Source organism: Vibrio sp. 10N.239.311.G01, from assembly GCF_041465805.1.
Classification (GTDB): Bacteria; Pseudomonadota; Gammaproteobacteria; order Enterobacterales; family Vibrionaceae; genus Vibrio; species Vibrio crassostreae_C.
In genome coordinates this window covers 142334-168119 of record NZ_JBFSRM010000001.1, presented here as the reverse complement: position 1 = coordinate 168119, position 25786 = coordinate 142334, and the positions used below count along the sequence as shown (strand labels likewise).

At 44.4% G+C, this 25786-nt stretch carries 22 protein-coding genes; 6 read left to right on the top strand and 16 right to left on the bottom strand.

Annotation, left to right across the window (positions count from 1 at the left end; genetic code table 11):
• Nucleotides 1–6 precede the first annotated feature (6 nt).
• From mltG to yceD, 10 genes are all read right to left on the bottom strand, one after another.
• Nucleotides 7–1023 carry an endolytic transglycosylase MltG gene (mltG, locus tag AB6D06_RS00740; RefSeq protein ID WP_102427872.1) on the bottom strand — a complete coding sequence of 339 codons (1017 nt, stop codon included), beginning with the start codon at nt 1021–1023 and terminating at the stop codon, nt 7–9.
• Nucleotides 1020–1898, bottom strand: a complete 879-nt coding sequence (gene pabC, locus AB6D06_RS00735; protein ID WP_372109821.1) for an aminodeoxychorismate lyase — start codon at nt 1896–1898, stop codon at nt 1020–1022. The genes mltG and pabC overlap by 4 nt, the downstream gene beginning before the upstream one ends.
• Nucleotides 1899–2002: 104 nt before the next feature.
• Entirely contained in the window at nt 2003–3247 is a 1245-nt protein-coding gene (gene fabF / locus AB6D06_RS00730) for a beta-ketoacyl-ACP synthase II (RefSeq protein WP_010437291.1), read from the bottom strand.
• Nucleotides 3248–3340: 93 nt separating this feature from the next.
• Complete coding sequence (acpP, locus tag AB6D06_RS00725) at nt 3341–3574, bottom strand: acyl carrier protein (protein WP_004737381.1); 234 nt, start codon at nt 3572–3574, stop codon at nt 3341–3343.
• 166 nt (nt 3575–3740) lie between these two features.
• Nucleotides 3741–4475 carry a 3-oxoacyl-ACP reductase FabG gene (fabG, locus tag AB6D06_RS00720; RefSeq protein WP_029235138.1) on the bottom strand — a complete coding sequence of 245 codons (735 nt, stop codon included), beginning with the start codon at nt 4473–4475 and terminating at the stop codon, nt 3741–3743.
• Between the two features lie 25 nt (nt 4476–4500).
• Nucleotides 4501–5424: an ACP S-malonyltransferase gene (gene fabD, locus AB6D06_RS00715; RefSeq protein WP_017063479.1), complete on the bottom strand. Its 924-nt coding sequence runs from the start codon at nt 5422–5424 to the stop codon at nt 4501–4503.
• Nucleotides 5425–5504: 80 nt separating this feature from the next.
• A complete protein-coding gene (locus AB6D06_RS00710) occupies nt 5505–6455 on the bottom strand; it encodes a beta-ketoacyl-ACP synthase III (RefSeq protein ID WP_017054985.1) in 951 nt (316 codons plus the stop codon).
• 5 nt (nt 6456–6460) lie between these two features.
• Entirely contained in the window at nt 6461–7486 is a 1026-nt protein-coding gene (gene plsX / locus AB6D06_RS00705) for a phosphate acyltransferase PlsX (RefSeq protein ID WP_017062152.1), read from the bottom strand.
• A gap of 9 nt (nt 7487–7495) precedes the next feature.
• Complete coding sequence (gene rpmF / locus AB6D06_RS00700; RefSeq protein ID WP_004737376.1) at nt 7496–7666, bottom strand: 50S ribosomal protein L32; 171 nt, start codon at nt 7664–7666, stop codon at nt 7496–7498.
• A gap of 35 nt (nt 7667–7701) precedes the next feature.
• Nucleotides 7702–8229, bottom strand: a complete 528-nt coding sequence (gene yceD, locus AB6D06_RS00695) for a 23S rRNA accumulation protein YceD (RefSeq protein WP_017062153.1) — start codon at nt 8227–8229, stop codon at nt 7702–7704.
• A 149-nt stretch (nt 8230–8378) separates the two neighbouring features.
• Here yceD and AB6D06_RS00690 point away from each other — a divergent pair, with 149 nt between their 5' ends.
• The gene (locus AB6D06_RS00690) at nt 8379–8960 is read left to right on the top strand and encodes a nucleoside triphosphate pyrophosphatase (RefSeq protein WP_372109820.1); all 582 of its coding nucleotides are present in this window, start codon (nt 8379–8381) and stop codon (nt 8958–8960) included.
• A gap of 279 nt (nt 8961–9239) precedes the next feature.
• Here the strand turns inward: AB6D06_RS00690 and rluC are convergent, their stop codons facing one another.
• A complete protein-coding gene (gene rluC, locus AB6D06_RS00685) occupies nt 9240–10184 on the bottom strand; it encodes a 23S rRNA pseudouridine(955/2504/2580) synthase RluC (RefSeq protein WP_017054981.1) in 945 nt (314 codons plus the stop codon).
• A gap of 618 nt (nt 10185–10802) precedes the next feature.
• Here rluC and rne point away from each other — a divergent pair.
• Together rne and AB6D06_RS00675 are read left to right on the top strand one after the other, a co-directional pair.
• Nucleotides 10803–13970, top strand: coding sequence for a ribonuclease E (gene rne / locus AB6D06_RS00680; protein WP_372109819.1), 3168 nt, complete (start codon nt 10803–10805; stop codon nt 13968–13970).
• Nucleotides 13971–14228: 258 nt separating this feature from the next.
• Nucleotides 14229–15776 carry a SulP family inorganic anion transporter gene (locus tag AB6D06_RS00675; protein WP_017063477.1) on the top strand — a complete coding sequence of 516 codons (1548 nt, stop codon included), beginning with the start codon at nt 14229–14231 and terminating at the stop codon, nt 15774–15776.
• A gap of 114 nt (nt 15777–15890) precedes the next feature.
• On the opposite strand, the gene AB6D06_RS00670 is transcribed toward AB6D06_RS00675, so the two are convergent.
• Nucleotides 15891–16340 carry a low molecular weight protein-tyrosine-phosphatase gene (locus AB6D06_RS00670; RefSeq protein WP_017067202.1) on the bottom strand — a complete coding sequence of 150 codons (450 nt, stop codon included), beginning with the start codon at nt 16338–16340 and terminating at the stop codon, nt 15891–15893.
• A gap of 84 nt (nt 16341–16424) precedes the next feature.
• Between AB6D06_RS00670 and cobO the strand changes: the two genes are divergently transcribed.
• Nucleotides 16425–17030 (top strand): cob(I)yrinic acid a,c-diamide adenosyltransferase, encoded by a 606-nt coding sequence (gene cobO / locus AB6D06_RS00665; RefSeq protein WP_017062158.1) that lies wholly within the window; start codon nt 16425–16427, stop codon nt 17028–17030.
• 223 nt (nt 17031–17253) lie between these two features.
• Here cobO and AB6D06_RS00660 read toward each other — a convergent pair whose 3' ends face one another.
• The 3 genes from AB6D06_RS00660 to apbC all read right to left on the bottom strand — a co-directional run bounded on the left by AB6D06_RS00660 (nt 17254) and on the right by apbC (nt 21474).
• Nucleotides 17254–19392 (bottom strand): AsmA family protein, encoded by a 2139-nt coding sequence (locus AB6D06_RS00660; RefSeq protein ID WP_102427874.1) that lies wholly within the window; start codon nt 19390–19392, stop codon nt 17254–17256.
• Nucleotides 19393–19498: 106 nt separating this feature from the next.
• On the bottom strand, nt 19499–20140 hold the full coding sequence (udk, locus tag AB6D06_RS00655) for a uridine kinase (protein WP_004734002.1): 642 nt from the start codon (nt 20138–20140) through the stop codon (nt 19499–19501).
• A gap of 257 nt (nt 20141–20397) precedes the next feature.
• A complete protein-coding gene (gene apbC, locus AB6D06_RS00650) occupies nt 20398–21474 on the bottom strand; it encodes an iron-sulfur cluster carrier protein ApbC (RefSeq protein ID WP_136978358.1) in 1077 nt (358 codons plus the stop codon).
• A gap of 157 nt (nt 21475–21631) precedes the next feature.
• Here apbC and metG point away from each other — a divergent pair, with 157 nt between their 5' ends.
• Both metG and AB6D06_RS00640 read left to right on the top strand, forming a co-directional pair.
• Nucleotides 21632–23692, top strand: coding sequence for a methionine--tRNA ligase (gene metG, locus AB6D06_RS00645; RefSeq protein ID WP_017062160.1), 2061 nt, complete (start codon nt 21632–21634; stop codon nt 23690–23692).
• 221 nt (nt 23693–23913) lie between these two features.
• Nucleotides 23914–24393 carry a DUF1456 family protein gene (locus tag AB6D06_RS00640; protein ID WP_010437231.1) on the top strand — a complete coding sequence of 160 codons (480 nt, stop codon included), beginning with the start codon at nt 23914–23916 and terminating at the stop codon, nt 24391–24393.
• 194 nt (nt 24394–24587) lie between these two features.
• Here AB6D06_RS00640 and fadR read toward each other — a convergent pair whose 3' ends face one another.
• The gene (gene fadR, locus AB6D06_RS00635) at nt 24588–25427 is read right to left on the bottom strand and encodes a fatty acid metabolism transcriptional regulator FadR (RefSeq protein ID WP_017062161.1); all 840 of its coding nucleotides are present in this window, start codon (nt 25425–25427) and stop codon (nt 24588–24590) included.
• Nucleotides 25428–25786: the final 359 nt, after the last annotated feature.

Sequence of the window (25786 nt, the reverse complement as noted above, 5' to 3'; positions counted from 1 at the left end):
ATTTCTTTATTTGTTTTTTCTTAATTGCTTTAAGTAAGCTCGTACTGCACGGTTATGCTCAGTCAAACTCTTTGAAAATACGTGACCGCCAGTTCCACTCGCAACGAAATACAGGTAGTTGCTCTTCTCTGGATTCAGCGCAGCATTGATAGACGCTTTGCCCGCCATTGCAATCGGCGTCGGTGGTAAACCACTCATTGTATAAGTGTTGTATGGCGTTGGAGTACGTAAGTCTTTCTTACGTATATTGCCTTTGTAACTGTCGCCCATGCCGTAGATAACCGTTGGGTCAGTTTGCAGACGCATACGCTTGTTCAAGCGATTAACGAACACAGAAGACACACGTTCACGCTCTGACGCTACTGCAGTCTCTTTCTCAATGATAGACGCAAGAATTAGCGCTTCGTATGGCGATTTAAGAGGCAGCTTATCCGCTCGATTTTCCCACTCTTCATTCACCACGCTCATTAGGTCTCGATGCGCGCGCTTCAACAAATCTAAATCAGTGGTGCCGTAGGTGTAGTGGTATGTTTCTGCTAAGAAGAGACCTTCTAGCTTTTCGTTTTCAATACCCAACTTTTCAGCGATCTCTTTTTCAGAAACGCCATCCAATGTCTGTTGAATGAATTCGTTGTCTTTTAGCTGAACAAGCCATTCGTCAAAACGACTGCCTTCAACAAAGGTAATAGTAAACTGGTGTTCTTTCCCTTCTACAAGCACCTGTAGCGCTTGCTCTAAGGTTAAACCCGGTTCAAGCAGGAAAGTACCCGCTTTTACGTCTACAAGCTCAGGATGTAACTTACGGATTAATTTCTCGTAAGGAGAAGCCTCAAACAGCCCCTCGTTAATCAACTGGGCTAGAACGCGGTTAAAGCTGCTACCTGAAGCAACAGTCACGACTTGTGGTTTTTCTAATTGAATAACTTGTTTCAGGTTATCTTGCGCTTGGTTGTAAACATAAAAACCAGCAGCACCGGCTGCAATTAAGCACAAGATAATAAAAATAAATAACTTTTTGATCACGAGTTTAGTTGTCCTTGAAGGCTACGAGTAATGGTTCCAATGTTAAATTGGGTATCACTAATACGGGTAACTGGGGCAACCCCTAAAATGGAGTTTGTCATGAAAACCTCATCAGCTTGCATGAGTTGAGATAAGCAGTAGTCACTAATTGTAACGGAAAGTTCAGCCTGATTCAGCGCGGTTAACACTTGCTTACGCATAACCCCCGCGACACCACTTTGAGTGAGTTGAGGTGTGTATATCGACTGACCTTTGCGCCAGAACAGATTGGCCATGGTGGTTTCAATCACATTGCCCGATATATCAAGAACCACGCCATCCACTTCATTAGCTTGATCCATTTCATCTTTCATCAAAATCTGCTCAAGGCGATTATTGTGCTTATGGCCAGCCAGTAGTGGGCTCAAACCTAGCGCTTGATGGCAGATACCGAGTTCAACACCGGAGTCTTGCCACGCTGAATAATGGCTTGGGTAATCAAAGGTACTGATGGTGATTGTCGGCTTGGCGATATTCTTGGTACTGTAGCCACGCCCACCCGCTCCACGACTAACGTGCAGCTTGATCCCTGCTTTTTGATTATGAGGCTTGTTGGCGTTATGGAGCTTCTTTGAACCATCAAGGCTCTTTGTGCCATGAAGAGCGTTATGTTGGATGTGTTGAAGCGCAATATCGAGCCAAAGACTAACAACATCCCAATCAAGAGCAGAAATGCGTAGCGCTTTAAGGCACTCGTCGACACGGTGCTGATGATCGTGAAGATGTTGTATCTCACCATCACTCACGAGCATTGTCGTAAAACAGCCGTCTCCGTACTGAAACGAGCGATCCAAAATATCGATAGTTTGCTGGCTTTCTCCATCAACCCAAAACATGTTTTTCCCCATAAAAAGAAACGGCTCAATGCTAAAGCATCAAGCCGTTTAAAAACAAGTCTAATTGTGACTATCTACGAGTGTTTACGTCTTTAATAAGATGATTAAATCTTTTTGAAGATCAAACAGCCGTTTGTACCACCGAAACCGAATGAGTTACATGCAGCATATTCCATGTTGCTAACTTCACGCGCAGTGTGAGGTACTAAGTCAATATCTAAGCCTTCTTCAGGATCATCTAGGTTGATTGTTGGTGGAACAATTTGGTCAACCAGAGACATAGCCGTGATGATAGCTTCAGCAGAACCAGCAGCACCTAGAAGGTGGCCTGTCATTGATTTCGTAGAAGAAACCAATACTTGCTTGCTGCCTGCTTCGCCAAGAGCACGCTTGATGCCCTTAACTTCCGCTACGTCACCAGCAGGAGTCGAAGTACCGTGTGCGTTTACATAACCGATTTGTTCACCAGTAATGCCAGCATCACGCATAGCCGCTTCCATTGCTAGTGCGCCACCTGAGCCATCTTCACTTGGAGATGTCATGTGGTAAGCGTCACCCGACATACCGAAGCCAACTAGCTCACAGTAAATCTTAGCGCCACGAGCTTTCGCATGTTCGTACTCTTCAAGAACCATCATGCCTGCACCGTCGCCAAGAACGAAGCCATCACGGCCTTTGTCCCATGGACGAGAAGCTTTTTGAGGCTCATCGTTACGAGTAGAAAGTGCTTTAGCCGCACCAAAACCGCCCATACCTAGTGGAGTTGATGCTTTTTCAGCACCACCCGCTAGCATTGCGTCTGCATCGCCGTATGCAATCATACGAGCCGCGTGACCAATGTTATGTAGGCCAGTCGTACATGCAGTAGAAATCGCGATGTTTGGACCGCGTAGGCCACGCATGATAGACATGTGACCAGCAATCATATTCACGATCGTCGACGGTACGAAGAACGGGCTGATCTTACGAGGGCCTTTTTCAGTTAGAGCTTGGTGACCGGCTTCGATCAAACCAAGACCACCAATACCAGAACCGATAGCAACACCCACACGTGGAGCGTTTTCTTCAGTAATAGTTAGGGCTGAATCATCTAAAGCTTGAATACCTGCTGCGACGCCGTACTGGATGAACAAGTCCATCTTACGAGCATCTTTTTTAGTCATATACTCTTCGCAGTTAAAGTCTTTAACTAGACCTGCAAAACGAGTTGAGAAATTGGTTGCATCAAAATGATCGATATTAACGATACCACTTTGACCAGCTAGCAGGGCTTTCCAAGAAGATTCTACAGTGTTGCCTACCGGTGACAACATACCCATGCCAGTGACAACTACACGACGCTTGGACACGATTTTACACTCCGGGGATTGAGGTGATTTAAGATGAGGATAGATGAGTTAGATAAAACACAGGCGGTCGAGGTGACCGCCTGGGAGAGATTATTACTGAGCGCTAGTTACGTAATCGATAGCTGCTTGAACAGTAGTAATTTTCTCAGCTTCTTCATCTGGGATTTCAGTGTCAAATTCTTCTTCTAGAGCCATTACTAGCTCTACTGTGTCTAGAGAATCTGCACCTAGGTCATCAACGAAAGAAGCTTCGTTTTTAACTTCAGCTTCGTCTACACCTAGCTGTTCAACAATGATTTTCTTTACGCGTTCTTCGAGGTTGCTCATTTTTTCTTTTCCTTTACAGAGTTCGCTTTATGCGATGTTTTCCGTAGTTTATTCAATCTATTGAAAGTTGCAAGGTCAACTTTTCTGGTCAAACCACAATTTTCACGATTTTAACCGAAATTACGTATGATCTTGACTTAAATCATGCACAAATGTTGCACATAATTTACACCATGTACATACCGCCATTGACGTGAAGTGTTTCACCTGTGATATAAGCTGCCGCAGGTGACGCCAAAAATACCACAGCTTCAGCGATTTCGCGAGGGTCACCTAGTCGACCTGCTGGTACATTCGCCAAAGTTGCTGCACGTTGGTCATCATTTAGCGCTTTAGTCATGTCAGTTTCGATGAAACCAGGAGCTACAGTGTTCACTGTAACGCCACGAGACGCAACTTCACGAGCCATTGATTTAGTAAAACCAATTACGCCTGCTTTTGCAGCTGCGTAGTTAGCTTGACCAGCGTTACCCATAGTACCTACTACAGAACCAACGTTTACGATACGGCCTTGACGTTTCTTCATCATGCCACGCAATACAGCTTTAGACATGCGGAAAATAGGCGTTAGGTTAGTATCGATGATGTCATTCCATTCGTCGTCTTTCATACGCATCAGTAGGTTATCACGAGTGATACCTGCGTTGTTAACTAGAATGTCAATCGCACCGAATTCATCGTTGATGGTTTTCAGTGTAGCAGCAATTGAGTCAGTATCCGTTACATTAAGAGCAAGACCTTTACCGTTCTCACCAAGGTACTCGCTGATTGCAGCTGCGCCGCCTTCAGATGTCGCAGTACCGATAACTTTAGCACCACGCTCAACTAAAAGTTCAGCGATTGCACGACCGATGCCACGGCTTGCGCCTGTAACTAGTGCAACTTTGCCTTCTAAATTCATCATAACTTCTCTATTAAGTGGTTATTTACTTAGCAGCTTCTAGTGATGCAGTGTCATTAACTGCAGCAGCTGTCATAGTTTTTACGATTCGTTTTGTTAGACCAGTAAGAACTTTACCAGGGCCTAATTCAAGTAGCTTCTCAACGCCTTGCTCATTCATCGCTTGTACGCCTTCAGTCCAACGAACTGGGCTGTACAGCTGACGAACAAGTGCGTCTTTAATTTTTGCAGGATCTGTTTCAGCGATAACATCAACGTTATTGATAACAGGCAATGCTGGCGTGTTGAACTCTAGAGCTTCTAGAGCCACCGCTAGCTTGTCTGCTGCTGGCTTCATCAGTGCACAGTGAGACGGCACAGAAACAGGTAGCGGAAGTGCACGCTTAGCGCCCGCTTCTTTACAAAGTGCACCAGCACGCTCTACTGCCGCTTTGTTACCCGCGATAACAACTTGGCCAGGAGAGTTAAAGTTAACTGGAGACACAACTTCGTCTTGCGCAGCTTCTTCACACGCTTTAGCAATCGCTTCATCGTCTAGACCGATGATTGCGTACATTGCACCAACACCCGCAGGAACCGCTTCTTGCATCAGTTGACCACGTAGTTCAACCAGCTTGATCGCTTCTTTAAAGTCGATAACGCCGGCACATACAAGTGCAGAATATTCACCTAGGCTGTGACCTGCTAGATTTACAGGTTGCTCTAGGCCAAGCTCTTGCCATACACGCCAAATTGCAACAGACGCTGTTAATAGAGCCGGTTGAGTGCGAAAAGTTTCATTTAGATTTTCTACAGGACCATCTTGAACCAATGCCCATAGATCGTAACCAAGTGCTTCTGAAGCTTCAGCAAATGTCTTTTTAACAACATCATACTGTTCGCCTAGGTCAGCAAGCATACCGATAGCTTGAGAGCCTTGGCCTGGGAATACGATAGCAAATTTGCTCATTGTAATTTTCCTTTAAGCAAAGCAAAAAATTGAATAAGGCACATAAGTTATGTGCCTTGTTTGTTGATTATCGCTTGGGGTTAGAATTTAACTAACGCAGAACCCCAAGTGAAGCCGCCGCCAAATGCTTCAAGTAGAAGCGTTTGACCACGTTTAATTCGCCCGTCGCGAACAGCCTCATCAAGGGCCGTTGGTACGGTAGCTGCCGACGTATTGCCATGCTTATCAAGAGTAATCACAACTTGGTCAAGCGACATCGTCAGCTTTTTAGCGGTTGCCGAAATAATACGGTAATTCGCTTGGTGTGGAACTAACCAATCAAGCTCTGACTTATCCATATTGTTCGCCGCTAATGTGTCTTTAACTAGCTTAGAAAGCTGAGTTACCGCCACTTTAAATACTTCGTTGCCCGCCATGTGCAGCCATTTGTCTGCATCACCGCCACGCTCTGGTACTTCTAAGCTTAGAAGCTCACCGTATTTACCGTCAGAGTAAATATGAGTAGACAAAATACCTGGCTCTTCGCTTGCGCCTACAACCACCGCGCCTGCTGCATCACCAAATAGGATGATAGTAGAGCGGTCAGTCGGATCACAGGTTTTTGACAGTGCATCCGCACCAATTACCAAAACGTTCTTACACATGCCAGTCTTGATGTGTTGATCAGCAACAGACAGTGCGTAGACAAAACCAGAACACGCTGCAGCCAAATCAAACGCAGGGCAGCCTTTGATACCAAGCTTGCCTTGTACCTGACATGCCGAAGACGGGAATGTGTGGCTACTGCTGGTTGTCGCAACGATGATTAAATCAATCTCTTCTTTGTCGATACCTGCCATTTCAATGGCATTTTCAGCAGCGTAAAACGCCATATCAGCAACGGTTTCGTTTTCCGCTGAAATACGACGCTCTTTAATACCCGTTCTAGCAACGATCCACTCATCGCTAGTCTCTACCATTTTCTCTAAGTCTGCGTTAGTACGCACCTGAGATGGCAAGTAGCTGCCAGTACCTAAAATTTTGCTATACATGAAGACTAATAATGCCTCTCGAGTAAAACCGCTTCCAAACGATCGCTAATGCGGCTGGGGACTTGTCGTTTGACCTCGTGTACTGCTTCACCAATCGCGTTGACGACTGCAGACACATCAGCACTTCCATGACTTTTAATGACAATGCCGCGCAATCCTAACAAACTTGCGCCGTTATACTGGTCGGGGTTCAAGGTTTTTAATTCAGTAAATAGCTCAGAAAACAGCATTCTGGCTATCCAACCCTTTATTGTTGAAGCCATCATGCGCGTTTTTAGCTTATCAATAAAGAGCTGAGCCGTACCTTCGCACGTTTTTAAGCAGACATTGCCCACAAAACCATCACATACGACGACATCAGCAGCATCTTGAAGTAATTGATTACCTTCAATATAGCCTATGAAGTTCACAGACTGAGTATTAGACAACATTTCAGCGCATCGTTTTACAAGGTCATTGCCTTTAATTTCTTCTGCACCGATATTCAAGATAGCGACACGTGGTGCGCGACCTAAATGTTGTTCTGCTAATGCACTGCCCATGACAGCAAACTGAAACAGTGAATCTGCGTCACTAGAAACGTTCGCCCCTAAATCAAGCATCCATGTGCGATTTCCGGATGCAGTAGGCAAAGCTGAAACCAATGCAGGCCTATCAATACCGGGAAGAAGCTTGAGTCTGAAACGGGATAAAGCCATCAGTGCGCCAGTGTTACCACCACTCACACAAGCATCAGCCTGTGATTCGGCAACCAGATCGATAGCGGCACGCATAGAGCTACCCTGACTATTACGTAAGGCTAGTGAAGGTTTTTCAGAATTGGAAATGACTCGATCACAATGCTGGATACTCAAACGAGAATCAGGCATTCGACCTAATGAAGATAATTGAGATGTGATCGCGTTTCGATCACCTATTAGAATGACTTTTAGCTCTGGGAAATACGACAGTGCCTGCACGGCGGCAGGCACTGTTACACGAGGACCGAAGTCCCCGCCCATTGCATCAAGCGCAACGGTTAGATTTTGCAAAGGTCAACCTTACTTGTTGATAACCTTTTTGCCGCGGTAGAAACCTTCGGCAGTCACGTTGTGACGTAGGTGAGTTTCACCTGAAGTTGCGTCCACAGAAAGTGCAGCTGTAGTTAGCGCATCGTGTGAACGACGCATGCCACGCATTGAACGTGATTTCTTGCTCTTTTGTACGGCCATTGACCCTACTCCTATGTAAATTCTTAAAGAAGCAATTACTTCTTTAAGCTTTTTAAAACATCAAATGGATTCGGCTTTTTGTCTTCCTCAATTTCTTCAGGAAGTTCACCAAACACCAAGTTATTTGAGTTAACGCTACATTTCGCATCGTCGTGCATTGCTATTTGTGGCAATCCAAGGATGAACTCGTCTTCAACTAATTGAATCAGGTCTAACTCACCGTACTCGTTCAGATCTACCAAATCGTACTCTTCCGGTGCTTCCTCTTCACTTTTCTCACTGTAAACAGGAGTATAAGTAAATTGGACATCGCACTCATGTGCGAAAACCTCATTACAACGTTGACACTCTAAATCGACTTCGACGTTAGCTTTACCAGAGATAACGACTAATCGTTGTTCATCAAGCCCAAATGACATTGAGACTTGCGCGTCACGTTTTACGCCTTCAGTTGCTTCAGTTAAACGCTTCAAAAGACTGACCTGGATGATACCATCCATATCGAGTCGTTTTTGAGCCGTTCTTGCCGGATCAACTGTACGCGGTATTTTTTCCTTTTGCATAGGGCGCGAATCTTATCTTCCAAATCGTGTTTAGTCAAAGGAAATGGCAAAAAAAATGTACTTTCCTGCCTTTCCTATTCAGAGCATTATGAATAGCAGGACAAGTTACGTTATCCTGAGATAAATGCTTCCTTGAATTGTAAATTAAAATGAGAAATTACCAACTAGTTTTAGCCTCTACATCACCATTTAGGCAAGAGATCCTCAAAAAACTACAGTTAAGCATCATTACAGCCAAGCCAGACTGCGATGAAACGCCGCTTCCTGAAGAGACGCCTCAACAGCTGGTGATGCGCCTTGCTGAGACCAAAGCTAAGTCTTGTGTTGTGGAGCAACCTAGCTTAGTCATTGGTTCTGATCAGGTTTGCGTAATTGATGGAGAGATCATTGGTAAGCCTCACACTCGAGAAAAAGCGATCGAGCAGTTATCTCGTCAAAGCGGCAAGAGCATTACTTTTTATACTGGGCTTTCGGTTTGGAACAACGAAACCAATGAAGCTGACACACGTCTCGACACCTTTGTAGTGCATTTCCGCGATTTAACTAAGCAACAGATCATTAGTTATGTTGAAAAAGAGCAGCCTTATTACTGCGCAGGTAGCTTTATGTGTGAAGGGTTAGGCATCGCGTTGTTTAAACAGATGGAAGGGAAAGACCCAAATACTTTGATCGGCTTACCGCTGATCGATCTAGTCGATATGTTAGAAGCGCAAGGAATGGGGGTACTATAACGGATACGCTCTCTTTGTTAGAGATTCCCTACTCCTTCCTTCGTCAGTCTAGGGAATGGCGGAACACGCAATTTTATCTAACCAACTAATGATATAGAGCGTATTTTAAAAAGTCGTCATCCTCAAGAGCGAGGAACGAGCGACTTGGGGATCTTCTACAACAGATGAAAACAAAAAAGGTTGACGATATTCGTCAACCTTTCTCATTTATGGATACTGAAGAACAAATTTAGAGGCACTCTATACCTTCGTATCTCGTATCTCGTATCTCGTATCTTCTTAAAGCTTACGTAAACCAGTTAGGGCTTTCTCTAGCCTTCTTTCCATTGGCGCCGAGATATCCATCTTCTCTTCACTACCTGGGTGTGTGAACTTGATGTTTGCTGCATGTAGGAACAGACGATCAAGACCAACCTTACCCGTGTAAGCATCAAAACGACGATCACCGTAGCGATCATCCCAAGCAATTGGGTGACCAGTATACTGAGCGTGCACACGAATTTGGTGTGTTCGGCCTGTAATTGGGCTTGCTTGAATCAACGTCGCCTCTTGGAATTTTTCTAAAACCTTAAAACGGGTTTCAGAAGCTTTACCATTCGGGTTGACTCGAACAATGCTGTTCACTTCATTTTTCAACAAAGGTGCGTTGACGACTTTGCAGCTGTTCTTCCATTCGCCCATAACTAAAGCGAAGTAGTATTTTTGAACCGTTTTTTCACGGAACTGTGCTTGAAGGTGTCTTAGCGCCGAGCGCTTCTTAGCAACAAGCAAAATGCCAGACGTATCTCTATCGATACGGTGCACTAATTCAAGAAAACGAGCATCAGGGCGAAGAGCACGTAATGCTTCAATCGCGCCAAATTTTAATCCGCTACCACCATGAACAGCAGTGCCAGACGGTTTGTTAAGAATTAGCATGTGATCATCTTCATAAATGATGCACTGTTCTAATTCTGAAACCTTGTTGAGTTTCGTGCTCGGCACGTTCTCTTCTGTTTTCTCTTCAATAGTAACCGGAGGGATACGAACTAAATCGCCAGCTTTTAGTTTGTACTCAGCCTTAATGCGTTTTTTATTTACGCGGACTTCGCCTTTACGCACGATTCGGTAAATCATGCTTTTCGGGATGTTTTTTAATTGGTTGCGTAAGAAGTTATCAATACGCTGACCAGCCATATCTTCGTCAATGTCGACGAATTGGACTTGGGTTCTAATTTCGCTCATTGCGCTATTGTATCACTGTCACTTTTGATAATTGATATTTTCTTAGCCCTATTCCGAACTTATTTATCCCTAATCCTTACCGATCTATCCCAAAATGGTCATTGAAGTTCTATATTTCTTTGATTCTTCGAACAAAAAAGCATCAAGATTCCTGCAAATTAAAATATCAATTGATAAATTATTTATAGACAGTGAGTTAGAGCTATCAAAACCCAAACAAAAACTGTTTTTTTTACAGCATTCCGACAAAGCAGATTGCTGTGTTTACCGACCGCTGCTATAGTTCACAGCTGCTATCAGTGGTTTGACTATTATTTAAACAGTTAACCATTCATAAGCAAGTAAATGAGTAGATAACTCAGATTAGACAGTGCTGCAATCGGCGTAAGACACGGTCAACTGAGTTCCTTATCGCTCTACTCACGTACACTCATGTTGAGTATTCACCGCCACATCGCGGATCATAGGCTAACTCCCTATGATGACTGACGTGCCCCAGAGCATCCCTCTCCAGCCGGGAGGCTGCACCGATAAAGCCATGGGATCTGGCACCATGAGAAACGAAATAAAGCGATAAGAACAATGATGAAAATAAGAAAAGACAATGAGAATTTCTAAATGAAAAGAATGTTAATTAACGCAACTCAAAAAGAAGAGTTGCGTGTCGCTTTGGTTGATGGCCAACGACTGTTCGATCTAGATATCGAAAGTCCAGGTCACGAGTCAAAGAAAGCGAATATCTACAAAGGACGTATTACCCGTATTGAACCAAGCCTAGAAGCGGCATTCGTTGATTACGGCGCAGAACGTCACGGTTTCCTCCCTCTTAAAGAAATTGCCCGCGAATACTTCCCTGAAGGTTATACATACCAAGGCCGTCCTAGCATTAAAGAAGTGCTAAAAGAAGGCCAAGAAGTAATCGTACAAGTAGAGAAAGAAGAACGTGGTAGCAAAGGTGCTGCACTGACAACTTTCATCTCTTTGGCTGGTAGTTACTTAGTTCTTATGCCTAATAACCCTCGTGCTGGCGGTATTTCTCGTCGTATCGAAGGTGATGAACGCACTCAACTGAAAGCAGCATTAAGCACTCTTGAGCTTCCTCAAGGTATGGGCTTAATCGTGCGTACAGCGGGTGTTGGCAAAAGCGCAGAAGAGCTAGAGTGGGACCTGAATGTTCTATTGAACCATTGGGGCGCTATCAAGCAAGCTTCTGATTCAAATGCAGCTCCTTTCCTAATTCACCAAGAGAGTAACGTTATTGTTCGCGCAATTCGTGACTATCTACGTCGTGATATTGGCGAGATTCTAATCGACAGCAATACTATTTTTGAACGTGCACAAGCGCACATTCAATTAATACGCCCAGATTTCATGAATCGCGTTAAGAAATACGATGGTGAAGTGCCACTATTCAGCCATTACCAGATTGAAAGCCAGATCGAATCTGCTTTCCAACGTGAAGTTCGTCTTCCATCTGGTGGTTCTATCGTAATCGACCCAACAGAAGCACTGACTTCTATCGATATCAACTCTGCTCGTGCAACAAAGGGCGGCGATATTGAAGAAACAGCACTTAACACTAACCTAGAAGCTGCCGATGAAATTGCACGTCAATTACGTCTACGTGACCTAGGTGGTCTTGTTGTAATCGACTTTATCGATATGACCCCGGTTCGCCACCAACGCGAAGTAGAAAGCCGTCTACGTGATGCCGTTCGTTTAGATCGCGCACGTGTTCAGATTGGTCGTATTTCTCGCTTTGGTCTTCTAGAGATGTCTCGTCAACGTTTGAGCCCATCACTAGCAGAAGCAAGCCACCACATTTGTCCTCGTTGTACAGGTACTGGTGTTGTTCGTGATAACGAATCTCTAGCACTTTCTGTTCTACGTTTGATTGAAGAAGAAGCTCTAAAAGACAACACAGCACAAGTACTTGCTGTTGTGCCTGTTCCAATCGCTTCTTACCTTCTGAACGAAAAACGTCGCTCAGTAAACCACATCGAGAAGAACCAAGAAGTTAAGATCACTGTTGTTCCTAACTCAGACATGGAAACGCCGCATTTTGAGGTTATCCGTGTTCGTGAAGGTGAAGAGTTCGATCTACTATCTTACTTGCTGCCTAACAAGCTAGAAGCTCTAAAAGAAGCGGAAAGCAAAGAGCCTGCTGAACAGACTATTCGTCCTAAGAAGATCGAAGAACCTGCTCTGAAAGGCTTCGCAGCTCCTGCTCAATCAGCACCAACTCCTGCTCCAGCACCTAAAGCTGTAGAAGAGAAGAAAGCTGAACCAGCAGCGACTCAAGAACCAGGCCTAATTGGTCGTTTCTTCAAAGCTATCGGTAGCTTCTTATTTGGCTCTTCAACTCAAGAAGAGAAAAAAGAAGAAGAGAAGAAAGAAGAAGAAAAACCTAAAAACAATCGTAACAACGGCAACCGTCAACGCCGTGATCGTAACGATAACCGTCGTCGTAACCAACGTGGTGAGCGTGGCGAACAGCGTAACGACCGTGGTGAACGTGGTGACAATCGTAACGAAAACCGTGACAACAAACGCCGCCGTAAGCCAGCTCGTGATGAGAAGCCTGAAGAGCAAAAAGAAGCAGCTCCACAGCAAACTCGTCAGCCTCGCAAGCCTAAGCAAGACCGTCGCAACAAGCCACGTGATGAGCAGAAGCAACGCGAAGAGCAAGCACCATCTAAATTAGCAGAAGAAGGTCTACAGCTAGCAGCAGAAGCACAAGCTGGTAAACCGGAAGCGCCTAAGGCTAAACCTGAAGCGAAAGCAGCTAAGATTAAAGAGCGTCGTCAGCGTCGTAAACTGAACAAGCAAGTTCGTGTTAAAGACCAACAAGCTCAAGCTGAAGATAACGCTTCAAAAGAGCAGGTTGCTGCTAAAGAACTATCTGTTTCAAAAGAACAGTCAGTAGCTCAAGAGCAAAAAGTTGCGGAACAAGTAGAAGCAACTCAAGCGAATGCAGAGCAAACTGAACAGGAAGAGCCGAAACAACGTCGTAACCGTCGTTCTCCACGTCACCTACGTGCAAGTGGTCAACGTCGTCGTCGCGGTCGTGATCGTCGCCCTAACCCATTCCGCCTACGTAAAGGTGGTGTAGCTTCTCCAGAGATGGCTATGGGTAAAGTGATGCCTCGCTTCATTCCAAAACCTCACCACAAGCAGGCAAAGCCTGAAGTGGCTGAAGTTCAAGTAGCAGCTGAAGCTCAAACATCTGTTCAAGAGCAGAATGTTGCTCTAGAGACGGCACCACAAAGCAACGTAGCAATGACTGGCGGCTTCGCATGTCCAGAGCTTGCAATGGGTAAAGTTATCATCCGTCGTGAAGATGCTGCTGTTGAAGCTCAAGTAGCTGAGACTCCTGCTGCAGTTGAAGCTCCTGCAGTCGTTGAAGAAGCACCAGTGGTTGTTGAAACCGCGAAAGTTGAAGCTCCAGTGATTGCAGAAGCGACGAAAGTTGAAGCGCCTGTTGTAGCAGAAGCTGTGCAAGCAGAAGCAACACCAGTTGTTGAAGCTGAAGCGCCTAAAGCTGAAAGTGCAAAAGTTGAAGAAGCACCTGTTGTTAAAGCAGAAGCTCCTAAAGCGGCACCAAAGGCAGCTGTTGCTAAGAAGCAAGCCGGTTCACCAATGACTAAAGCTCCTGGTCCTCAAGAGATCAAAGAGATTGAAGTGATTGCAGCTCCGTTCCGCACTGAACGTTTTGTATCGAAAGGTGCAGGCAGTCAGGCAGCGTCGAACAAAGCTGGCGCGGCGATGACTAAGCCAAACTACTAGTGATTACTGATAGGTAATCGCGAGTAAATAGAATCAAAGGCTGCTTATTAAAGCAGCCTTTTTCATATCTACTAATCGAATAAAAATTAACAGATATATTACTCAAAGTTAGGTTCAACCTTGAACTTAATCACATTTTTGGGTAGCATTCGCGCACTTATCTTTTCGACACTTCGCTATTGCCGCTCTTTTCCATCACTGTTTGGCTACGCAATACACCCGTGTCGGTAAATCCATCTTAAGCATAGCTGAGCAAACATGTTCGAATTCCCACAATTTTCAAAGCACTCTGTAAAGAATGACGTGCTTTCAGGTCTTACAGTAGCCCTGGCTCTGGTACCTGAAGCTGTAGCATTCGCCTTTGTTGCTGGCGTTGACCCAATGGTTGGTCTTTATGCAGCATTCATCGTAGGTTTAATCACTTCTGTCTTTGGCGGCCGTCCAGGTATGATTTCTGGCGCAACCGGCGCAATGGCCGTTGTAATGGTGAGCCTAGTGGCAACCCATGGTGTTCAATACCTATTCGCAGCCGTTATGCTGGCTGGCCTTCTGCAAATTGCAGCAGGTGTATTTAAACTAGGTAAATTTATCCGTATCGTTCCACACCCAGTAATGATTGGTTTCGTGAACGGTTTGGCCATTGTTATCTTCCTAGCTCAGCTTGGTCAGTTTAAAGCGCCAGACGTAACAGGTGCATTAACTTGGCTACCAAGCGGTCAAATGACACTCATGCTGGGTTTAGTAGCCCTTACAATGGCTATCATCCACTTCCTACCTAAGCTAACAACAGCGGTACCATCTTCACTGGTTGCTATTGTTACAGTAACGGCTTTGGTTGTCGGTCTTGACCTTGAAACTCGCACTGTTGTCGACTTCCTACGTACAATGTCTGGTGACGAAGCTGCAACGCTAGCGGGTTCTCTACCAACGTTCTCTATTCCTGCTGTTCCGTTTTCTTTTGAGACACTACAGATCATCCTACCGTACGCAATTATCCTTGCGGCTATCGGCCTGATCGAGTCTCTACTGACACTGACAGTACTAGATGAAATGACAAACACTCGTGGTCAATCTAACCGTGAATGTGTTGGTCAAGGTATGGCTAACGTAACGTGTTCTGTATTCGGTGCGATGGGTGGTTGTGCGATGATCGGTCAATCGATGATCAACGTAAACTCAGGTGGTCGTGGTCGTCTTTCAGGTATCGTCGCCGCAGTTGCACTACTGATGTTCATCCTGTTCGGTTCTGCACTGATTGAAATGATTCCTCTAGCAGCACTTGTGGGCGTAATGTTCATGGTTGTTATCGGCACATTTGAATGGGCAACCTTCAAGCTTGCGCGTCGCGTTCCTAAACAAGACTTCTTCGTTATCGTTCTTGTTACCGTAGTAACAGTACTGACTGATCTTGCTGTGGCAGTAGGTGTTGGTGTTGTCGCTTCTGCGCTAATGTTTGCTTGGCAACATGCTAAACACATCTACGCAGATACATCAGTAAACGCTGAAGGCTCAAAAGAGTACAAAGTTAACGGCCCAATCTTCTTTGGTTCAACGGCTAACTTCCTAGAGTTGTTTGACGCATACAACGATCCACAAGATGTAATCGTTGATTTCGCAAACTCACGCGTGACTGACCACTCTGCAATTGAAGCGATCGACACGATTGCTGACCGTTACGCGGCGCTAGGTAAAACACTTCACCTTCGCCACCTAAGCCAAGACTGTGTTGCTATGCTGCACAAAGCAGGTAGCTTAGTTGAAGCGAACGTTGCAGAAGACCCAATCTACAAAGTAATGTCTAAGTAATCTTAGCTGTAGCTTTAAGTTAGATTTAGAGAGGCCGACATTCAATGTCGGCCTTTTTTATACCTATCGGTCAGCCCTTACGCTGATAACAAAACGACGTACATTGTTCCTACACTACATCGAACGCAGTATCGCTTCGCTAGACTCTTCGATTAAATCCAACACCAATTCAAAACCATTTCCCTCACCATAATACGGATCGGGGATCTCTTGATATTGTGACTCTCCAAAGCTCAAAAATAATGCGAGCTTGTATTGGAGGTGAACTGGGCATTGGCTCATTAAGTCGTCTAAATTCGCCCTATCGGCCGCGAGTATCAGGTCAAATTCTTCGAAGTCATTATCTACCACTTTACGAGAAGTAATCCCCTTAAAGCTGTAGCCTCGCTTCTCTCCTGCAGATTTGGATCGCGAGTCTGGCGGGTTGCCTTGATGAAAACCAATCGTCCCCGCAGAGTCGACCACAACATCAATATCCAGCTGTTGCGCTTTCTTCCTTAGCACCGCTTCACCTGTTGGAGAGCGGCAAATATTCCCCATACAAACTACGAGTATCTTTTTCATCCCTAATCACCTGTTCTTCCGATGGTTTTTGCTATCGTTAAGTTAGGCTATGATAGACGCAATCACAACTTAAAAGGATTTGTTATGTCGACTGAAGACAACAAAGAACAACGCCACAAAGCAAGACAACAGAAAGTAAAAGAACAAGTCGATGCACGTGTCGCTGCAGCACAAGAAGTAAAAGGCCTATTGCTGGTCATCACGGGTAACGGTAAAGGTAAATCAACATCCGGTTTTGGTACGATTACACGTGCAGTTGGTCATGGTAAGAAATGCGCCGTTGCTCAGTTTGTTAAAGGTACCTGGGATAACGGCGAAAAAAACGTTCTGCAAAAGCTTGATGTCGAGTTCCAAGTCATGGGCACAGGCTTTACTTGGGAAACTCAGAACAAAGCGCAAGATATTGAAGCTGCGCAGCGTGTATGGAAAGAGTGCCAACGCATGCTGGCTGATGAGTCGATCGATGTGATTCTGTTTGATGAACTGACTTACATGGTTAGCTACGGTTACATCGAACTCGATGAAGTGGTTGAGGCGTTGAATAACCGCCCGAAGATGCAGTCTGTCATCATTACAGGTCGTGGCGCGCACCGTACTCTTACTGAGATAGCAGATACAGTATCTGAAGTTCGCAATGTGAAACACGCTTTTGAATCTGGTGTTAAAGCGCTACAAGGCGTTGACTGGTAATCACCTTCAACCAGAGATCCCCGACTCGGTCATTCTTCCCTCTCGAGGATGACGACCACTAGGCCGTTACGCTCTTGAACAAAGGACGACGGCCTATCGTCATTCCCTAGAGCGAGGGACGAGTGTCATAGGGAATCTCTCTTGAGTATTATCGAGCCAAAAATAAAAAGCGCCATTCCTACAACAGGAGTGGCGCTTTGTTCATTTTTAAATGAGATGAAGACTAGTTAAACAAACCTTTTAGTAGACCGTTTACTGCGTCTCTTGTTTTCTCATCTTTGATCTTGTCACCGTACTTTTCGTCTAACTTTTCTAAACCACGATCAATTTCTTTCTGTGCTTTCTGTTTCAATACATCATCAAAAACAAGTGCAAATTTCGGGGCTGCCCACTGACCTGTTACCTTAATTGGGATAGTCACATCTTTCAGGTCGTCGATGCTCTTACCGCCCTGACCTTCAAGTGAACCCACAATTGATGTACGCACAAGGAAATCGACCGTTTCATTGATGAAGTTTGCTTTACCTTGACCTGTCACACGTAACAGTGGCGACTGTGCTGATAAGTCGTTAGTTGAAACCCAACCTTTATCCACTTTCAGCGTCGCTTTCATTGCACTGAAGTCCGTTTTTTGAGCTTCATTTGTGCTTTCAACTTTCTCGCCCTTGATCTTAGCGTAGTTTTCTCGAATCAGTTGAGCTACGTTGATGCCGTTAACTGCACCATCTTCAAAGTTAATCGCGATAGTACCGACTAGGTTTTTCTTGATACCCGTCGGAGTTAGACTCTTACCTTTCACGTTGACATCAATATTACCGGTACCTTCCAGCATATCGTTATCTGCAACATCAACCAGTAACGGTTGTACTTTCACGCCTTTGATTTTCTTCTTAGCCGTGTAAGTCGCTGGTGTTTTACGAGCGTCTAACTTTGCAGTAGCAGAAATAGAACCTTGGTAAAGATTCGAGGTGAATGAGGTTAGCTCTGCGATACCACGGTTAACCGAAAATGCGGTTTTAACATTCTGCATCTTCGCGTTGTTCGCCTTGAACTTATCAATCGTGATGTCACCTTTCACGTCTAACGTTTTCAGAGCCGACAGATCAGGTTCCACTTCTTTAGCTGGATCTGAACTACCAGAACTTGACGTTGAACCACCAGCAGAACCAGAAGGCGCTGTGCTCGCTGTTTCTGTTGTATTGCCTAAGCCTAAGAATTCATCTAAATCAATATTCGGGCTATGAAGAGAGAAACGAACCTTTGGTATTTCAGATAGGATTACGTCTGCTTTACCGTCTAATGCAATAGCGTTAGCTTGTAGCTTCTCTAACACAAAGCTCAGGTGGCTCTTGTTAAGATCGAAGCTTAAGTCAGACAGCATGTCGACTTTCATTGGAGACTGAGGAAGCGTGTCGCCTTTGAATGTTGAGTCTAACGTTAACTTGTTCAGCGTTACTTTTGAAATCGCGCTATCAACAGTAAGTTCACCGCCACCTTTAAGATCAAGGTCAAGGCCAGCTGCATTACCGATTACAGCGTAAGTCAGTTGGTTTACCTTATCGAACTCAAACGTATTCAAGCCAATTTTTGCTGACTCAATCGACGTCGCTGGATCATTGAACTTAGCGTTTAAGTCGATATTACGAAGTGCGTAACTTGCAAAGCCTTCAGCTAATTTGAATTCTGCACTGCCTTGTGCAGAGAACTTCTGTTGATTGTTCTCACCAGAAGCCGCAAATGTCGCGGTTGTCCATGTATCAACGGCAAACTCAGAAAGATTCAAAGACACATCGTATAGCTTAGTGAATGAACCCGCTTGCTTGTCGTCCATTTCAAACAATGCGTTTGATACAGTTACGCCTGCAAGGTTGATCGTCCAACCCGATGCGTCTGTGGTAGTTTGCTCTTGAGGGGCAGGCGCTGATTCAGAACTTGTGCCTGCTGCAGGCTCAGATTCTTGAGGCGCTGACGCTTGCGTTAGTGCATCAATGTTCTTGCGACCATCTTTAAGCGTTTCTAAATAGAATTCTGCACCATCTAGAGTAATGTTGCCGATCTCTAGTTGGTTGCTAAATAGCGGAGTAACCGAAACGTCAACGCCAACGGTATCAACCTTAAATAGGTTAGGTTGCGTAAAACCTTCAGGGTTGCGTAATTCAGTTTGACCAAGTTCAAAGCCAATGGATGGGAAGAATTGCCAGCTGATATCACCCTCGATCACTAGCTCTAGGCCTGTGTGTTTTTGGGCTTGTTCGACAATTAATGGCTTAAATTGGTTGGGATTCACTAACAGCACTAGTGCCAGAATTGCTGCAACGACAACAAACACTGGTACAGCTATGAAAATGAGTAGTTTCTTCATCCGCATATTCCTTGCTTAGATTCCAAAAGAAAGTGGCACTATAAAAGTGCCACTGATTCGGTAAAAAATAAAGCTAAGTGAGTCACTTAGGCAAAATTTTATTCGATTAAGACTTCAACAACTTCGCAATGTGCGCTTTTAGCACATCAATCGCAATACGGTTTTTACCACCACGAGGAACGATGATGTCTGCATGTTGTTTTGAAGGCTCGATAAACTGCATGAACATTGGACGTACTGTTTCTTGGTATTGCTTAAGTACAGTGTCCATTGTACGACCACGCTCTTCTACATCACGCTTAACACGGCGTAATAGACAGATGTCTAATGGTGTATCCATAAACACACTTGCGTGCATTAGTTTACGAAGACGCGGGTCTGTTAGAAGCAGAATACCCTCTAAAATGATCACTTTCTTTGGGGTAAGTGTAGTCGTTTCAGAAGTACGTGTGTGCTCTGTGTAGCTGTATTCAGGAACTTCTACGGCGTTGCCACTCATTAGCTGCTGTAGATGTTCACATAAAAGATCATGATCTAGTGCATTTGGGTGATCGTAGTTAGTTTTAACACGCTCTTCCATACTCAAGTGGCTTTGGTCGCTGTAATAGCAATCTTCCGTGATAACACCAATTTGATGGTCGCCTACTTTTTCGCGCAATTCATTATAAATTGTACTAGCAATCAGACTTTTTCCTGAAGCTGAAGCGCCAGCGATACCTACGATGACACATTGATTATTATCAGACATTAATTTTGCACCCGATATGGTTTGGTGGTGGGAAGAGATAAACCGCCTGATTATAGGGGCTAAAGCACATAGATTCTAGTCGCCATTTTAGCTAATTGCAGTCAAATTGATGATATCAATGCATTTAATGAATGCAATCGTTTGCTTTCAAATAACTTGCCTACAACTATTTGCACAACCCCAATGGCTATCAGCCTAAATCCAACCGCTATTTATCTAATCCAACATGATTAACACAACTTTTTGATTATCTTTCGCTATTCAACCAAAGAAAAGTTAATCGCTTCTGGTCTCGCCTTGCCGGTCCAGAACATCTTCGCAGCCACATTCTCTGCAAGCTCTAAGTAGTGACGTGTATGTTCACTATCTGGACGACGAATCACCGTCGGGCAACCTGCATCGATATCTTCTCTCACATCAATATGAAGAGGGATCTGTGCCAAAATATCGAGGTAAAACTCTTCTGACATAGCTTCGGCACCACCAACACCAAAGATATGCTCTTTCTCACCACAGTGACTACAAATATGATAGCTCATGTTTTCAACTAAGCCTGCGACTGGCACACTCACCTTATCAAACATCGCTACGCCTTTACGTGCATCCGCTAGCGCCAAATCTTGAGGAGTGGTCACCACTACAGCCCCGGTCACTGGGATCTGTTGCGATAACGTCAGCTGAATATCGCCCGTGCCCGGTGGCATATCAATAACTAGATAATCCAACTCTGGCCATACGGTTTCGTTAACAAGCTGACCTAAAGCCTTGGCCGCCATTGGACCGCGCCAAATCGCAGCGTCATCTTTCGACACAAGATAACCGATAGAGTGAGTGAAAATACCGTGCGCTTCGATTGGCATCATCCACTTGTTATTCTGGACTTCTGGTTTCGCATCTAATTGGCCAAGCATCATAGGTACAGAAGGACCATAGATATCCGCATCCAACAAACCCACTTTTGAACCAGACTTAGATAAAGCCAAAGCAAGGTTGACTGAAGTGGTCGATTTACCCACCCCACCCTTTGCAGATGTCACGGCGATGATGTTCTTCACCCCCTTCAATGGTGTCGCAACCGTGGTTTCTAACGCAGACGGCTTCACCTTCACTTCAAACTGAAAAGCGCTAACAAGCTGTTGTTCAATCTGAGAGTGAATCCACTGTTCCAATTCAACCGCAAGCTGATTAGCGGCAAAAGGTAAGGTGATAACAAATGATCCACGCGGATCAACCGATACAATATTTTGGTGTAGCGCCCACTCTGGGATGAGGATTGGTGACTCGAACTCATTCAACCATGAACAGAAATCTTGCTTAGAAGTAAAGTTACGCATTGGGACTCCTTTTTTTATTTATGCTATCACCCACGAGATGAAGACTGAACCCCTAAAAAACTAGGGGAATCCTTAGTCTGATACCTTGGCGTATCACACGTTATAAAGTAGTATTACCTCTCAAATTTATACCTATCAAAAAAGCGAATTATTAAGTATGGCAACTGATCCAAGACAACTTTTGGTAACTTGTGCGCTTCCGTACGCTAACGGCTCTATTCACCTTGGCCATATGCTTGAGCATATCCAAGCTGATATCTGGGTTCGATACCAGCGTCTACGTGGCAACACTGTAAACTTCATCTGTGCTGACGATGCTCACGGCACGCCAATTATGCTTAAAGCTCAACAGATGGGTATCACGCCAGAAGAGATGATCGCTGCTGTTAGTGAAGAGCACCAAAAAGACTTCGCTGGCTTTGATATCAGCTTTGATAACTACCACAGCACACACAGCGAAGAGAACCGTGAACTGGCTTCTCACATCTACTTAGAACTTAAAAAGAACGGCTTCATTTCTAGCCGCACTATTTCTCAGCTTTTCGATCCTGAGAAAGAGATGTTCCTACCAGACCGCTTCGTAAAAGGTACTTGCCCTAAGTGTAAGTCAGAAGACCAGTATGGTGATAACTGTGATAACTGTGGTGAGACATACAGCCCAACTGAGCTAATTAACCCTAAATCAGCGGTTTCTGGCGCAACTCCAGTAATGAAAGACTCTGAGCACTTCTTCTTCGACCTACCTCAGTTCGAAAGCATGCTTAAAGAGTGGACTCGTTCTGGCTCTCTACAGAATGAAACTGCAAACAAAATGCAGGAATGGTTTGAGTCTGGTCTGCAACAGTGGGATATCTCACGTGATGCACCTTACTTCGGCTTTGAAATCCCAGGCGAAAAAGACAAGTTCTTCTACGTATGGCTAGACGCACCTGTTGGCTACATGGCTTCTTTCAAGAACCTATGTGACAAACGTGACGATCTAAACTTCGATGAATACTGGAAGAAAGACAGCACAACTGAGCTTTACCACTTCATCGGTAAAGACATTGTTTACTTCCACAGCCTATTCTGGCCAGCAATGCTAGACGGCGCAGGTTTCCGTAAGCCAAACAACGTATTCGTACACGGCTACGTAACAGTGAACGGTGCGAAGATGTCTAAGTCGAAAGGCACATTCATCAAAGCAAGCACGTACCTAAACCACCTAGACCCTGAGTGTCTACGTTACTACTACGCTGCGAAACTAAACAGCCGCATCGATGACTTAGATCTTAACCTTGAAGACTTCACTCAACGTGTAAACGCTGACGTAGTAAACAAGATTGTTAACCTAGCTTCTCGTAACGCTGGCTTCATTACTAAGCGTTTTGAAGGCAAGCTAGCTGCTGAATTTGCAGAGCCTGAGCTATACAACGAATTCGTTGCTGCTGCTGAGCGTATCGGTGAGCTATACGAAACTCGTGAATTCAGCCGTGCTATCCGTGAAATCACTGCACTAGCGGATAAAGCTAACCAGTACATCGACGAAAAAGCACCTTGGGTTCTTGCAAAAGAAGAAGGCAAAGAAGCTGAGCTTCAACAAGTTTCTTCTGTAGGTATTAACCTATTCCGCGTACTGATGGCTTACCTGAAACCAGTGATGCCAGAGCTTGCAGCTCGCACTGAAGCTTTCCTAAACGAAGAGCTAACGTGGGAAGCGATTGCTACTCCGCTAACTGATCACGAGATCACTAAGTTCAAAGCGCTATTCAACCGCATTGACCCTAAGAAAGTGGAAGCAATGGTTGAGTCTTCTAAAGAAGATGCAGCCGCTGAAGCAGCAGCGAAAGAAAAAGCAGAAGCTGAAAAAGAGCAAGCAAGCCAAACTGAGCTAGACAAAGAGCCAATCGCAGACGAGATTGAGTTCGATGCCTTTGCAGCAGTAGACATGCGTATCGCTCGTATCATCTCTTGTGAAGAAGTACCAAAAGCGAACAAACTACTGAAGTTCCAACTAGACATCGGTGGTGAGACTCGCCAAGTATTCTCTGGTATCAAATCAGCATACAAACCTGAAGAGCTAGAAGGCAAGCTAACTGTAATGGTAGCAAACCTAAAACCTCGTAAGATGAAGTTTGGTATGTCTGAAGGCATGATCCTAGCAGCGGGCCCTGGCGGCAGCGACCTATGGATCCTTGAGCCACACGAAGGTGCTCAACCTGGTATGCGTGTAATGTAATTCTGACTCCAGTCAGATAACAAGCACCCATCACTAAATCCCTAATGCATTTTTGACTTGAAAGAGTTAATCAGCATTGGGGATTTTTTATATCTACCGAAAATTAGCGTTCTCTGTTAGAGTCGCCGTCAACTATGCTATGTAGAGTAGAAATTGGTTCGTCGACAAAAATAGGCTAAACCAACACCTCTTTACTCTAAAACCCTTTTTAGGAATCCCCAGTGACTAACAACGAAATCTTGCGTCGTATTCAACACGCACTAAACCTTAAAAATGCACAAATCATCAAAGCTATCGAACAAGCTGATGTGACTGTTGCTCATGACCAAGTGATTAACTGGCTAAAAGATGACAACGACAAGTCATGCTCTAAGATGAAAGATAAAGAGTTAGCGGTATTCCTAAATGGTTTCATCAACCTTAAGCGTGGCAAAAAAGAAGGCGAGCAACCTAAACCTGAAGTTGCACTGACGAACAACATGATCTTCATGAAGCTTCGTATCGCATTGAACATGAAAGCAGAAGATGTTTTGGACGTACTAGAAGTGGTTGGCATTAGCTTGAGCAAGTACGAAATCGGCGCTTACTTCCGCAAGCCAGAAAACAAAAACTACAAAGTGTGTGAAGACCAACTACTTTGCGATTTTCTAAACGGTGTGCAATTTACCAACCGTCCAGACTCAGAAGAGTTTGCGGGTTAAGTTACTACTCCTAGATAAATTTTAAGTTGCTACACATAGATAAATTACTCGTCATAGGTAAGTAACTGACCCACTGATAATTTTCTAGTAACGACAGATAAATAAAAAGCGGCGAGATAATTGAATTATCTCGCCGCTTTTTCGTTTTCTTTACGTCACTGACTAAACAGGAACAACAATAGTAAACCTATGCCTTAGCTGTCGTCTTCAGTGAAGTTCGTCGGCAATGTCGTTTTCATTTCATTCCAAACTTGTGCACTTGCGATACCGTAGTTACGAATCACTAATGGCAAAGTTTCGCGCTCACCACTTTCACAGATAATGAACAACTCTTTATAAAAGTCCATCGCTAAACGTCGTGCTTCTGGGTTAGAGAAGTAGTAGCTACCGATACGGTCATAAAGTTTACGCACACCGTTAAAGATCAGGCCGTAAATCTGGTTGCCTGAGTGGAATGCCAAACGTTGGAAAAGCATGTAATCATAGAAGTTGAAAGTCTTCGCGATTAAGATCGTCTGACGTTTCGCTTCATCTTTTTCTGAATCTTCTTTTACCGCTTGTTTGATCTTGTCAGCGTATGGCGACGATTCTAGGAACTCATCCCAAGTTGGTGCCGCAAGTAGCGCTTCACAAGATTCAATCACGTTACTGATAGTACGCTCTGAAGCTTCTTTGTTTGCTTTGAATGCATAACGCATAAAGATCGGGCTGATATTAGTACGAGCAGCAAGCAGGTCTTCTACCATTTTGCTTGCGTTATCAACGTCCAACGTCATTAGCGTATCAAGGATATGAAGACCTGAGGTTTCCATAAACTGGTTAACTTTAGTTGGTTTGCCATGTTGGATTGTCAACCAACCATCACGAGCAAGACGTTGTAGTACTTCACGAAGCGTAGTACGTGTAACACCAATCAGCTCAGAAAGCTCACGCTCTGCGGGCAAGATAGAACCTGGAGGGAAACGGCCATTCCAAATACTTTCAATGATATACTTCTCTGCAAATCCTGCCGGGCTCTTCGCCTTAATGACCATCTACACTTCAATCCAATTTAATTATTCTGTTCTAATTTACTCATCATACCACTAGTTCACACCTAGCGGAAACACCCTCAAAAATTTTACTCACCCTAAACACCGTTAGAGTTATAACTCTAAAGTTCAGCACACGTTTGCACCTCAGGTTTGTAAAGCAAGCGACTCTAAACCACCATTTAAACAAACCGATAACACAACAATTTTTCTTTAAAATCAATGGGATTGGTCATATTTTTAAAGCTATTAATTTGCAATATTAAGTTGTAATAATCATATATAAGCCGTCGTTATTCTGTAATTTTCAATCATTTCGCTGAAATATTGATTCTAGTCGGTTTTTATCACATTTTAAGTGG